This window comes from Stieleria maiorica, assembly GCF_008035925.1.
Lineage (GTDB): Bacteria > Planctomycetota > Planctomycetia > Pirellulales > Pirellulaceae > Stieleria > Stieleria maiorica.
This window is the reverse complement of record NZ_CP036264.1, coordinates 5,278,327-5,293,405: the sequence shown is the minus strand read 5'-3', so window position 1 is coordinate 5,293,405 and position 15,079 is coordinate 5,278,327. Positions and strand designations below refer to the sequence as shown.

Annotated in this window: 2 protein-coding genes; both read left to right on the top strand. The window is 57.5% G+C overall.

Annotated features, from left to right (window positions below):
* Positions 1 to 752: 752 nt before the first annotated feature.
* Positions 753 to 6,686: a DUF7467 domain-containing protein gene (locus tag Mal15_RS17925; protein ID WP_167546894.1), complete on the top strand. Its 5,934-nt coding sequence runs from the start codon at positions 753 to 755 to the stop codon at positions 6,684 to 6,686.
* 824 nt (positions 6,687 to 7,510) lie between these two features.
* Positions 7,511 to 14,860 (top strand): SdrD B-like domain-containing protein, encoded by a 7,350-nt coding sequence (locus Mal15_RS17920; RefSeq protein ID WP_167546893.1) that lies wholly within the window; start codon positions 7,511 to 7,513, stop codon positions 14,858 to 14,860.
* Positions 14,861 to 15,079 lie beyond the last annotated feature (219 nt).

Sequence of the window (15,079 nt, the reverse complement as noted above, 5' to 3'; positions counted from 1 at the left end):
GTTCGGGTCGGGACGACATCGACATCAAAGGATTCGTCAAGGCCACATGGATTAAGCCAACCTTTCCGATTTACGCGAATCCCCAATGAGCATTGACATCGCTCGTTTGGTGGCAAACACGGTCACCGACGATGTTCGACGTACGACACGTCAGGTGGCGCTCGCTGCCCTCACGCGAGTGGTTGCTTTCCAATAACGCCTTTAACGCGGTTTCTTGATCATGCGGAGCTCTTCCGCCATCCGCCATTGATTCGGTCGGCATTGGCTACGGCGTAACGGCCAATACGAAGTTTCCCCGGTCGAACCGGCTTGCGTCTCCCGCATAGCAGCTTGTTCCACGAAGTCCATTAAATTCAGATGAATTTTTTCCTTCGTGCAGCAATGATTTTGTTTGACGGGGGGGTCGCCCCCCCAATATGATCGCGAACAATACGGCAGCTTTTGTGAAGCGTTGGGCAGTTTGAGCAAGATGTGCCGGAATTACAGCACCTTTCTTTGTGGCGGATCGGCAAACTCAATTTACGGGAGCTGGTGTAATGTTTGGAATCGCTCGAAACCGTTCAAGCAAGACCAAGGCCAACAGACGCGAGAAACTGGGACGACGTTTGCGGGCAGCCTTCGAGCCCCTTGAGCAGAGACGGTTGCTTGCCGGTGACTACTTCACCTCGAACGCAACGGTCCAAATGGAAGGGCAATTTGGAACCAACAATCCTGGACCTAACCCTCCCCTCGAACAAATCACTGAATTTGGCATGACCGCCGGTCAAGCTTGGACCAACCAAGAGAACGGCGATGCCTTCGAAGTCGGCAGCACCGTTCGAACGGTGGGCACACTTCCACTCTCGCAGCTGATCAACGGCGCAGTCATCCCCGCCGATTTTCCTGATGAACTTGCATTCAGCCCTGGCCACTTTGTGGTTGCGCTAGAAGGCAACGTCACCGGTCCGACTTCTGCTGAATATACCGCCGGATCGTTGTACCTGATTCCTTCGACCAACGGCAATTCGGTTTCCTACGATATTGAAAACCCGGCAAGTTGGAATTTTGAAAACGCCATCGCGAAGTGGGACTTGGGACCAGCTGCCGACATCGCTGATGGCGTTCCGCTGGGGGTTTCCCATGCCGGCCCGGTCACCGCGACCGCCGCGGAAGTGAACCTGAGCGAGTTGGGTTTACCCGGTTCGAGCGGAAACGGACTGTTCGTCTTTCTCGAAGACACGTCGTTCGTACCATCGGGAGTTGATCCCGGCATCGCTCCATTCAACGGTTCGGAGTTTGTTCGCGATGTGGAAGCGGTTCCCGGACTCGTTAACACTGCGGAAGGTTTGGCCGCCTTCACCGACCAAACGCTTGATACAACAATCATTCCACTTACTGCCGACCAGATTTCGATCCTGGACCAAATCACATTGGCATCTGCCGGTGTGACGGGAGCGTTTTCTGCAGGAGGTTACACTCCGGTCGCGTTAGGCACGGACACCGGCGATTTCAGCGCGGACTTCAGTAGTGAAGCCTATGTGATCGGTTTGTCCGGCGATGTGGAATTGGCGTCACTGGGTGACTTCGTCTGGGAAGACCTTAACGCCGACGGGATTCAAGACGCCGGTGAACCGGGGATCAATGGGGTCACCGTGAAGTTATTGGATTCCGGTGGCAACGTGTTGCAAACGACCACGACCGGTGCGGGACCGGACGATCCGACGACGCCCGGTGATGAGTCCAACGGGTACTACGAATTCACCGGACTGACGCCGGGTGTTGAATACACGGTGATGTTCGTCAATCCGGATGACGTCGGTCCCGATGCGTACATGTTCAGCGCGCCGCTTGTCGGCGGCGATTCGACGGTCGACAGCAACGTGACCGATCCGGTCAACGGCACGACGCCGGGCGTCATCCTCAGCTCTGGTGAATTCAACCGCACGATCGACGCGGGCCTGTTCCGCAAGGGATCGATCCACGCTTACGGGTTCCTGGACATCAACGGTGACGGCATTGAAAACGGCGGCGATGATGCGTTCCCGGACGATCCCGGCAAGACGTTTGTACTGAACGGTCCGGGTGGCACACAGACGCGAGTGACGGTCAGCGGCGAAGCCGACTGGGTCAGTCTGACGCCGGGGACCTACACGATCAGCGAAGACCCGATCCCACCGGGATTCTCGCTGACGACGACACCGAACCTGCGAACCTTCGTCGTACAAAGTGGAGAGGAATTGGTTTATGAACCCGGCGCGGCCGATCTGCCGGCCGGTGACACGCGCACCGAAGTTGTCCTGGGCGACCTGCTGAAATGGGGCAACACGGAACTCGCTTCCTTGGGTGACTTCGTCTGGGAAGACCTCAACGCCGACGGAATCCAGGACGCCGGTGAACCGGGGATCAATGGGGTCACCGTGAAGTTATTGGATTCCGGTGGCAACGTGTTGCAAACGACCACGACCGGTGCGGGACCGGACGATCCGACGACGCCCGGTGATGAGTCCAATGGGTACTACGAATTCACCGGACTGACGCCGGGTGTTGAATACACGGTGATGTTCGTCAATCCGGATGACGTCGGTCCCGATGCGTACATGTTCAGCGCGCCGCTTGTCGGCGGCGATTCGACGGTCGACAGCAACGTGACCGATCCGGTCAACGGCACGACGCCGGGCGTCATCCTCAGCTCTGGTGAATTCAACCGCACGATCGACGCGGGCCTGTTCCGCAAGGGATCGATCCACGCTTATGGGTTCCTGGACATCAACGGTGACGGCATTGAAAACGGCGGCGATGATGCGTTCCCGGATGACCCCGGCAAGACGTTTGTACTGAACGGTCCGGGTGGCACGCAGACGCGAGTGACGGTCAGCGGCGAAGCCGACTGGGTCAGTCTGACGCCGGGGACCTACACGATCAGCGAAGACCCGATCCCACCGGGATTCGCGCTGACGACGACACCGAACCTGCGAACCTTCGTCGTACAAAGTGGAGAGGAATTGGTTTATGAACCCGGCGCGGCCGACCTGCCGGCCGGTGACACGCGCACCGAAGTTGTCCTGGGCGACCTGCTGAAATGGGGCAACACCGAGGTTGCTCCAGCGGTGGGCATTGAAAAATTCACCCGTATCGACGTGAATCCCATCGATATCGAAAAACTGGTGCGCGTCGAGTCGCCGGCAATTCAAGGGGACGTGTGTGATGTGCTCGGCAAGCCGGTGGGATTGACTTTCCAGTACATTCCCAGCCTAGCATTCAACCCGCTCCAGCCCGATGGTAAAGCAGGTGTGCTGGTGAACAACAGTCTTGACGACGACGGAACATCCTATGTGGTTGTTTCCAAAAACGGTGACCCGACTAACTTTGGCGACATCTTTTTCCAAGGAAACGTCACTGAAGGGGAATTGTTTACCGCAGCGGGAGCGTTCGGATCCAACACCTACTTCTTTTTCTTCGACGAGCAGGGTGGCCCACTTCTACAGTCATTCAAATACCACACTTCCTGTTCAGCGCCGATCATTCTCGGAGCCCAGCCGCTGAGCGCGACTCTAGTGGGATACAATGATGGGACACCGGATGGCGATGTGCAAGCTCCGAACTTTGGGCCAGGAATCAACGATGCTGACGCCGATGCTGCCACAGGTCCGGAAGCAACCGTGGGTGACACAGTGGTCTTCACATACGTCGTCACCAATCCGATTGCCGATACGGAGTTGTCGAACATCCTGGTGACCGATTTGGTATTGGCACCTTTGCAGGGCATCGAGTTCGCTCCGGATCCCGTTTTGGAGGGAGGGTTAAATGTCGGCGACACCGACGGAGACGGAAAACTCGATTTTGGTGAGCAGTGGTTGTACACGTCGACGACCTCAATCTCCGCCACCACACCTGTCGGGCAGCACGTTGACAAAGCAACGGTCACCGGAACAAGTTCCGCTGGCGGCCAGGTGATGGACATGGATCCGGCTCATTTCATTATCAATCCAGCAACAACGGGAGAGGACCTTTGTGATGTTGATGGCAAAGTCGTCGGGTTGACGTTCGAGTACATCCCTGGCATCAGCGTCAATACGGATCAGGATTCGGGCAAGGCGAGTGTCATTTTTGATAGCGGGATGGTCGACGGTGATGGAGCGTCTTGGGTGATCGTGACCGATGAGAATGATGCGTCAAAAGCTCTCGCTGGTGAGGGGCGACGACACTTTGTCGGGATGGTCGCCTTCAATGAACAATTTGAAGCCAATGAAAACATCGATGATTTCGGCTCCAACACCTACATCCATTTCTTCGACAGCGCCTACGGGGGTCTGCTGCAAACTGTCAACTATCACACGTCCTGCTCGCAACCCATTGTTCTTGGCGACGTGATCGGAAACGCGACGTTAGTCGGCTACGAAGGTGAAAGTGGATCGTCTGTGTTGCCTCCAACCGTTGATCCGCCGGTGATCGATTTCGGCGGCGTGATGTTGACCACGGACGCCCCGTTTGATCCGGGCAACCTCGGATTCGATGCCGATGAGCCCTCCGGTCCCGTCGCACAACTTGGTGACAAGGTCACGTGGACCTATGTGGTGACCAACCCCGGCGGTGTTCCACTGACGATCAATAGTGTCTTTGACGACAACGAAACCGACAACGAAATTCCTGGACTCGGCGACGATGATTTCGAACCCGCCCCTGTGCTGACGTCTGGCGGTTTCAATTTCGGCGACGTCAACGAGAACGGCTTGCTGGACCCGGGAGAGGAGTGGTACTTCCAGGCGATGGAAATTGTCGCCGAAACAGGGCAGCACAAGAACACTGCCAAAGTGCGGGCCGAAGATGCTTCGGGAACGATGGTGATGGATTCCGACATGAGTAATCACATCGTCAATCCGTTGGTCTTCGAAAAATACGTTTCTGTCCCCACGCCGCCGTCGGGAGAAGATCAATGCGACATCAACGGCAAACCGGTCAATTTGAGCTTTGAGTACGTTCCCGGAACGACAGTAGTGACCAGTCAGGGAGACAAGGCAACTGCGTCGGGAACGCCAGATGATGATGGTGAATCCTACATCTTGGTCGATGGCGGCGATCTGTTTGCCGGCGTCGTCGCGGAGGGGGCGGTCTTCACCATTGGCGGTGACTTTGGCTCGAATACCGTCTTTGAGATTTACGACGATTTGGCCGCCTTCCAATCGGGGCAGTCGCCGTTGCAAGTTTTGGAGTACCACACATCTTGCTCTCAAGTGATCCAACTCGGCGACCTGATCGGAAGTGTGATTCTGGTCACGTATGAAGGAGAAGACGGAACAGAAAGCAGGGCGACAGGATTAGGCGATCCGGCGGATTCCCCCTCCGGGCCACGCGTCATCGTCGGAGACGAAGTGGTGTTCAATTACGAAATCACGAATAGCAGTTCCGGTCCCAACGCGATAGGGTTGACCGATGTGTCCGTCTTTGATTCAGTGCTCGGGACGATCACCGAAATTGTCGACAACGGCAACGGTGACAACGTTCTGGATCCTGGTGAAACATGGGTGCTAACGGCGTCCACCGAAGCGACCGTCCCAGGTTTGCAATTTAATCTCGGTACTGTGACGGCATTGGGAACGACCAACGGCCCGCTCGAGACACCTTTGACCGTTGAAGACGGTGCCTACCACTATGTCGAAACCTTGAAATTCTTCGTCGTGGACAATGACGCCGACGCAACGTTCGCCTACAGCGAAGGCGGTTTGCTGATCGGCAGTACCAACCTTGTCAATGACAACAGTGATCCGCGCGGGGCGACGTCCAACGCCGCCGGTGACAAGGTCTGGGTCATCGACAAGGACAAGTACGTCTATGTCTACAATAGTGACGGTTCTCTTGCCGGATCGTGGAAAGGGGACAACACCAGTGATAAAGTCCAGGGGATTGCCACTGACGGAACGAATATCTGGATCGTCGAAGAAGACAGAGACGTGTTCTTCTATGCGGGAGGTGCAGGCTTCCTGGGTGGGACGCGTGACGAAACGACGAAGTTTAAACTCGAGAATTCCAATATCGACAAACCGACGGGCTTGACGACCGACGGTACGCACCTATGGGTCGTCGACGAGAAGAAGAAGGCAGTCTTCAAGTACACGACCACCGGAACCTTCGTCGCCAGTTGGGCACTGGCGGGCGATAACTCGAAACCCAAAGGCGTTACACTCAATCCCGCCGATCCGGGCGATGGAACCTTGTGGGTGGTCGATCAAGACGATGACATGATTTACGCCTATGCCGATGGCAAATCAGACACCGGCGGCACGCTGATCGGGACTTTCGCTCTCGCTTCAGCCAACTCCAAGGCAGAAGGAATTGCGGATCCCATCTGGAACTCCAGTGCTCCGATCGATTCAGGGCTCGCTTATGACGTGAACGGTGACGGTGCCGTCACTGCGCTGGACGCGTTGCAGATCATCAATCACATTGCGAAGGACGCGGCAAGTGGGGAACGAACGCTTTCAACATCGAACCTCCGTTACGATGTTTCGGGGGACTTGAAGGTCACCGTGTTGGACGCGTTGAGAATTATTAACCAACTAGCGCGGAACGAAGCAACGGGACCGGAAATCCCGACGTCGGAGTCTAAGTTAGATTATGCCGATGCCGTTGATGTTGTATTTGGATCGGACTCACTGGAGCATGACAGGGAGGCTGAGCTAACCGGATACGGTTTCGCAGGTCTGTTCTAGCCCAGTGCTTGTCCATCTGCCACGAAACGCCGCTTTTCTGAGCGGCGTACCGACGTATTGGGTCTTTGTCGCAGGTCTCTAAATTCTTCCGAGCCCCGTCACATAGGGTGATAGGGGCGGTGTATCGCTGATTCCATAGGCATTGTCGCCGCATGCATTGTTGCCAGGGGCAAAGCACTCGCATGCTGGAACGGTAGAAGAAGCTGAATTTCTAGTCAGTATCCGCCTTCTGAAATCGCAAAACGTTGGAAGTCGCGTCTGGCACCCGTTGGCCTACCGCAATTGTCAAGCAATCTTGCGAATTGCCGTCAACCGATTTCACACCCGAATCGGGTTACTCATCAGTGCAATCTCTCATTGATCGGGACCTTTCTGAAGGTGGTGTTCGGCTCGGCATGTCACCCCGCCGCAGGAGGGTCGTGGTCAGGTGCACATTTGGCGACATTTGTTTACTTAAAACTCTGTTTTCTGCTGGAGATACCGGGGGGTTAGTTTTAAGATTGGCGAATTGCGCAAATTGAGCGACCGGCATCCCCCCAAGCACGGCGGGTCAATGCTCGACATTTATTCACCCTCCCGAAGCGACTCAGTGAGATTGAGACATGTTTAGAAGTACACGAAAGAGCATCGGAAAGAAGCAGCGCGTTCGGTCAGGGAGAACGAGGCGAGTACGAACCAGGCGAAACCTGTTGGAATCATTGGAGCAACGACAACTCCTTGCCGGTGATTACTTCACATCAAACGCAACGGTCCAGATGGAAGGTCAGTTTGGGACCAGCAACCCTGGTGCTAACCCTCCCCTCGAGCAAATCACTGAATTTGGCATGACCGCCGGTCAAGCTTGGACCAACCAAGAGAACGGCGATGCCTTCGAAGTCGGCAGCACCATTCGAACGGTGGGGACCCTTCCGCTCTGGCAACTGATCAACGGCGCAGTCATCCCCGCCGATTTTCCTGATGAACTTGCATTCAGCCCTGGCCACTTTGTGGTTGCGCTAGAAGGCAACGTCACCGGTCCGACTTCTGCTGAATATACCGCCGGATCGTTGTACCTGATTCCTTCGACCAACGGCAATTCGACCTTCTACGACATTGATGACCCGGCAAGTTGGAATTTTGAAAACGCCATCGCGAAGTGGGACTTGGGACCAGCCGCCGACATCGCTGATGGCGTTTCGCTGGGGGTTTCCCATGCAGGCCCGGTCACCGCGACCGCGGCGGAAGTGAACGTGAGCGAGTTGGGTTTACCCGGTTCGAGCGGAAACGGACTGTTCGTCTTTCTCGAAGACACGTCGTTCGTACCATCGGGAGTTGATCCCGGTATCGCTCCATTCAACGGTTCGGAGTTTGTTCGCGATGTGGAAGCGGTTCCCGGACTCGTTAACACTGCAGAAGGTTTGGCCGCCTTCACCGACCAAACGCTTGATACAACACTCATTCCACTTACCGCCGACCAGATTTCGATCCTGGACCAAATCACATTGGCATCTGCCGGTGTGACGGGAGCGTTTTCTGCAGGAGGTTACACTCCGGTCGCGTTAGGCACGGGCACGGGTGATTTCAGCGCGGACTTCAGCAGTGAAGCCTATGTGATCGGTTTGTCCGGCGATGTGGAGTTAGCCTCACTCGGTGACTTTGTCTGGCACGATCTTGACGCCGACGGAATTCAAGACGCCGGCGAACCGGGTATCCCGGGCGTCCAGGTGAACCTGAAGGACGCCGGCGGAGTGGTGATCGACACAACCGTAACCGCGGCCGACGGCAGCTACGCGTTCACCGGTCTGCAGCCGGGCACGTACTCGGTTCAGTTCATCCAGCCCGCGGGCTTCACGGAAGTCAGTCCGTTGAACGCCGGTGGTGATGACACCGTCGACAGTGACGCCGATCCCAACATGGCGTTGATGACCGCAACCACCACGCTGGGGCCTGGTGACAACGACCCGACGTTGGACGCCGGTTTCTATAACTTGGCCTCACTGGGTGACTTCGTCTGGCACGACCTCGACGCGGACGGAATCCAAGACGCCGGCGAACCGGGTATCCCGGGCGTCCAAGTGAACTTGAAGGATTCCGGTGGTGTGGTGATCGACACGACGGTGACCGCGGCCGACGGAAGCTACGCGTTCACGGGTCTGCAACCGGGCACGTACTCGGTTCAGTTCGTCCAGCCCGCCGGCTTCACCGAAGTCAGCCCGCTGGATGCCGGTGGTGATGACACCGTCGACAGTGACGCCGATCCCAACATGGCGCTGATGACCGCCACGACGACGTTGGCTTCGGGTGAAGACGACCCGACGTTGGACGCGGGTTTCTATAACTTGGCCTCACTGGGTGATTTCGTCTGGCACGACCTGGATGCCGACGGAATTCAAGACGCGGGCGAACCTGGTATCCCGGGCGTCCAAGTGAACCTGAAGGATTCCGGTGGCGTGGTGATCGACACGACGGTGACCGCCGCCGACGGCAGCTACGCGTTCACGGGTCTGCAGCCGGGCACGTATTCGGTTCAGTTCATCCAGCCAGCGGGCTTCACCGAAGTCAGCCCGTTGAACGCCGGTGGTGATGACACGGTCGACAGCGACGCCGATCCCAACATGGCGTTGATGACCGCAACGACGACATTGGCTTCGGGCGAAGACGATCCGACGTTGGACGCCGGTTTCTATAACCTGGCCTCACTGGGTGACTTCGTCTGGCACGACCTCGACGCGGACGGAATCCAAGACGCCGGCGAACCGGGTATCCCGGGCGTCCAAGTGAACCTGAAGGATTCCGGTGGTGTGGTGATCGACACGACGGTGACCGCCGCCGACGGCAGCTACGCGTTCACCGGCCTGCAGCCTGGGACGTATTCGGTGCAGTTCGTCCAGCCCGCCGGCTTCACTGAAGTCAGCCCGTTGGATGCCGGTGGTGATGACACCGTCGACAGTGACGCTGATCCCAACATGGCGCTGATGACCGCCACGACGACGTTGGCATCGGGCGAAGACGACCCGACGTTGGACGCGGGTTTCTATAACTTGGCCTCACTGGGTGATTTCGTCTGGCACGACCTGGATGCCGACGGAATTCAAGACGCGGGCGAACCTGGTATCCCGGGCGTCCAAGTGAACCTGAAGGATTCCGGTGGCGTGGTGATCGACACGACGGTGACCGCCGCCGACGGCAGCTACGCGTTCACGGGTCTGCAGCCGGGCACGTATTCGGTTCAGTTCATCCAGCCAGCGGGCTTCACCGAAGTCAGCCCGCTGGATGCCGGTGGTGATGACACCGTGGACAGTGACGCTGATCCCAACATGGCGCTGATGACCGCCACGACGACGTTGGCATCGGGCGAAGACGACCCGACGTTGGACGCGGGTTTCTATAACTTGGCCTCACTGGGTGACTTCGTCTGGCACGACCTGGATGCCGACGGAATTCAAGACGCGGGCGAACCTGGTATCCCGGGCGTCCAAGTGAACCTGAAGGACTCCGGTGGTGTGGTGATCGACACGACGGTGACCGCCGCCGACGGCAGCTACGCGTTCACGGGTCTGCAGCCGGGCACGTATTCGGTTCAGTTCATCCAGCCAGCGGGCTTCACCGAAGTCAGCCCGCTGGATGCCGGTGGTGATGACACCGTGGACAGTGACGCTGATCCCAACATGGCGCTGATGACCGCGACGACGACATTGGCCTCGGGTGAAGACGATCCGACGTTGGACGCGGGTTTCTACAACCTGGCCTCACTGGGTGACTTCGTCTGGCACGACCTGGATGCCGTCGGAATTCAAGACGCCGGTGAACCGGGCGTCTCGGGCGTAACCGTGACGCTGACGGGTACGGATGGGCAAGGCAATGCCGTAAGTGACACGCTGATTACCGGTCCCAATGGCGAGTACCTGTTCGACAATCTTGTGCCCGGCGACTACAAGGTGACGTTTAGTGACCTGCCGGCCAATTTTGTGTTTACCGGGCAAGATCAAGGGATCGATGACACCTTGGATTCTGACGCCGACCCGAACACCGGAATGACGATCGTTACGACGCTCGTTTCAGGGGAGAACGATCTTACATGGGACGCGGGAATCTACCTGCCACCGCCTCCTGTGAATCCTGACATAGACATTGAAAAGTTCGTCAAGGTGGTTGACGATCAAACGGGAGGAGGTGAAGGGCTGACTCCCGGGTTTTGGAAAACGCATTCTGAATTTGGCCCCGCGCCTTTAAAGGGATGGCCCGACACCGGATTCTCGCCGCTTGACTCTTACAACTCGGTTTTTGGTGTCAGCGATGATTCCGGGCTGACCTTGTTGAGCGCGCTTGGACGCGGTGGCGGTGGACTCAATGCACTCGGGCGCCACGCAACCGCCGCGCTTCTCAACGCGGCAAATCCCAATGTAGATTACGCCTACACCGAGGCAGAGGTGATCTCGTTGACGCAGGCGGCTTATGCTTCCGGCGATGCGTCGGTGATTGAAGGAACGAAGAATCTGTTCGCGATTCAAAATGAACTCGGCGCCGACTTGAATACACCCGCAGATGAACCCGACACCGGTCTGGATGGCTTCGGTGTCGATGCCGATACTCCCCCGGGGCCATCTGCCCAGTTGGGTGACACCATTGTCTTTACGTACTTCGTCACCAACCCTGGCGATGTCGAGCTCAGCCCCGTGGTCGTCAGTGATGACAACGCTACGCCGGGCGACCCGGGGGATGATTTCAACCCAGACCCCGTTGAAGAAGACGATGGAAACGGCAATTTTTTCAACGTCGGAGACGACGATCAAGACGGACGTCTTGATCCGGGTGAGTCATGGCTGTACCAGGCGCAGATCACTGCCTTGGAGGTTGGGCAGTTTACGAATCTCGGTACTGTCATTGGGACTCCCGTGGATGAAAACGGCGATCCGATTGCACCAGACGTCACCGACGAAGATCCCGCCAACTACAACGTGGCCGGAACCCCCGACATCGACATCGAGAAACTCACCAACGGTGTCGATGCCGATCAACCGGCCGATGCGCCGGAGATCGTGGTCGGCGGTGAGGTGACTTGGACCTACCTCGTCACCAACACGGGCAACGTTCCCTTCAGTCAAAGCGAAGTGGAAGTCGTTGACGATAACGGGACGCCGAGTGACACCAGCGATGACTTCAGCACCGCGACCGGCGACATCGTGTTGGATTCAAATTCCGACGAGAACTCGGACGGCATTCTTTCGCCAGGTGAACAATGGGTCTTCACCGCGGTGGGAGTGGCACAAGACCTTGGCGGCGGCGGTGGTGAGTATCGTACATTTGTGACCACCGGTAACAGCGGACTGGATGGCAGCAACGGAAATATTCGCAGCTTCTCCGCCGGCGACATTTCGGTCCACGCCAGTGCCTTCAGTAGCAGCGGCAATACGTTTCAAACGGCCTTCCTGGGCGCTTTCTCAAGCGGGCTGGGAGTGACCGATCGAAGCGAAGGTGACGGCGGCAACGGTTTGCACCGCGTCGACAACATTGATCAGATCAATTACGTGCTGTTTGAGTTCTCGGAATCGGTCGTTGTTGACCAAGCCCTCTTAGATTCGGTGGTTAGCGATTCGGACATTTCCTACTGGATCGGTACGATCGAAAATGCGTACAACGATCACGTCAGCCTGGACCAATCGGTGCTCGACGGGCTCGCGCAGCGAGTCAACAACACCAGCCACAGCAGCACACGTTGGGCAGATCTCAACTCCGATGAGTTGACCGGTAACGTGCTCGTGATCGCGGCTTCGGTCGAGGATTCAACGCCGGAAGATCGATTCAAGATCAAGAAGGTCAAGGTCCGCGAAAGCGTTGGGGGCGTCTACAAGAACATTGGAGTGGTGACCACCGGACCCGATGGGCCGACCGACAGCGACCCCAGCCACTACATCAACATCGACGCAAATCCCGGCATCGATATCGAAAAATCGACGAACGGTGTCGATGCGGATCACCAATCGGAAGCGCCCGAGATTCTGGTGGGGGCCCCCGTGAACTGGACGTACGTCGTCACCAACACCGGCAACGTCCCGTATAGCTCAACGGAAGTGCAGATCGTTGATGACAACGGGACGCCGGGAGACAGTGGTGACGACTTCAGCACCGGTTCGGGTGACATCACGCTCGATTCGAATTCCGATGTCGGCTCGGATGGAATTCTTTCGCCCGGTGAACAGTGGGTGTTCAACGCGTCTGGAATTGCTCAACAACTTTCGGGAGGGGCTGGAGAAACTCGCACCTTTGTGACAACGGGTACCAGCGGGCTCGATGGCGAAAACGGCAACGTTCGCACCTATTCCGACGGCGGCGTGAACGTCAAAGCCAGTGCGTTCAGCAGCGATAGTGGCGTCTTCGAAACCGCGTTTTTGGGCGCGTTTTCCAGCGGCCTGGGTGTGACCGACCGGGGTGAGGGAAATGGAAGCAACGGGCTGCATCGCGTCGACAATGTCGGGCGGATCAATTACGTCGTCTTCGAATTCTCCGAGTCCGTCATCGTTGACCAGGTCCTGTTGGATTCGGTGGTGAATGATTCCGACATGTCCTACTGGATCGGCACGATCGAAGACGCCTACCATGATCACGTCAGCCTTGATGCCTCTGTCCTGAATAGCCTGACACAGCGGGTCAACAACACGCGTCATTCCAGTGCTCGATGGGCCGATATCAATCCCGAAACGATGGCCGGAAACGTGCTGGTGATTGCCGCCTCGGTCGAGGATTCGACTCCGGAAGATCGCTTCAAGATCAGGAAGGTCAAAGTGCGTGAAACGGTTGGCGGTGTTTACAAGAACATCGGCGTGGTGACCACAGGCCCCGATGGGCCGACCGACAGTGATCCGAGTCACTACAAGAACGCCGTCGTCGCTCCCGGTATCGACATCGAAAAGTACACCAACGGCTTCGACGCGGATGACGCTTCCCAGGCTCCCGGAATCGAAGTCGGGGACACCGTCACTTGGACGTATGTCGTGACCAACACAGGCAACGTCGCCTACAGTGTCGGTGACGTGCAAATCGTTGATGACAACGGAACGCCCGGTCACACCGGTGATGACTTCAGTACCGCCTCGGGGGACATCGTCCTGAACCCGAACTCAGATGTCGGATCCGACGGGATGCTCTCACCTGGGGAATTGTGGGTGTACAACGCCACCGGTATCGCTCAGGACCTGTCTGGCGGGGCGGGCGACACGCATACGTTTGTGACCACGGGCAGCAGCGGACTCGATGGCAGCGATGGCAACATCCGCACCTTCTCCAGCGGTGGAGTATCCGTCAAGGCAAGTGCCTTCAGCAGCGACAACGGCGTCTTTGAAACCGCCTTCTTGGGCGCTTACTCCGGTGGACTGGGAGTCACCGACCGTGGCGAGGGTAACGGCAACTACGACCGGCATAAAGTCGACAACGTCGGTCGCATCAACTACGTCCTGTTCGAATTCTCCGAGCCGGTCATTGTTGACAAAACGCTGCTCGCTTCGGTGACCAATGACAGCGATATGTCCTACTGGATCGGCACGATCGATGACGCCTTCAATCAGCATGTCAGCCTTGATGCGTCGGTGCTCGACGGGCTCGTGCAACGAGTCAACAACACCGGGCACGGTAGCTCGCGTTGGGCCGACATCAACCCTGACGACCTCGCGGGCAACGTCCTGGTGATTGCCGCGTCGGTCGAGGATGCGACCCCGGAAGATCGTTTCAAGATCAAGAAGGTCAATGTCAGGGAGACCGCCGCCGGCGTCTATAAGAATATCGGCGTCGTTTCCACCGGACACGGCGGACCGACCGACAGCGACGCGAGCCACTACAAGAACGCGCCGGCGGGAACCGGGTCGATGACAACCATGGTCAACAGCTATGACGTCAATCTCGATGGCGGTGTTTCCGCACTCGACGCGCTCAACGTCATCAACTCGCTGTCTTCGATCTCGGCCGAAGGCGAGATGGTCGAGGGTTCCGGCGATCCTGCCGCAGACGTCAATGGTGACGGGATCTTGTCACCCAGCGACGCCTTGGCGATCATCAATCACCTGTCCAACGACGGCGGATCGGAGATTGACTCGGAGGCCAGTTCGATGGACATGCTGATCAACTCGCTCGCAGATGACGACGACGAAGAAGAAGATCGCGTCGCCGCGGTGGACTACTTGCTCGGTAACGCGTTGGTCTAACGCTCAGGGGGCGATTGCCGATGGAGCAAATGGCCCCACGAGACCGGGATTCGCTAATGGTGATGAAGCGGGGACTGCGTTGCGGCGTCCCTCGTAGATCTCAAGGCCCCTCCTAAAGTCGGCGGGGGCGGGGGAAATCTCTTCAACACGCAGAGGATTTCGACCTCGCGACGGTGAATCGCAAGACGACATCAATGGCGAAGCCATCGATGAACTCCA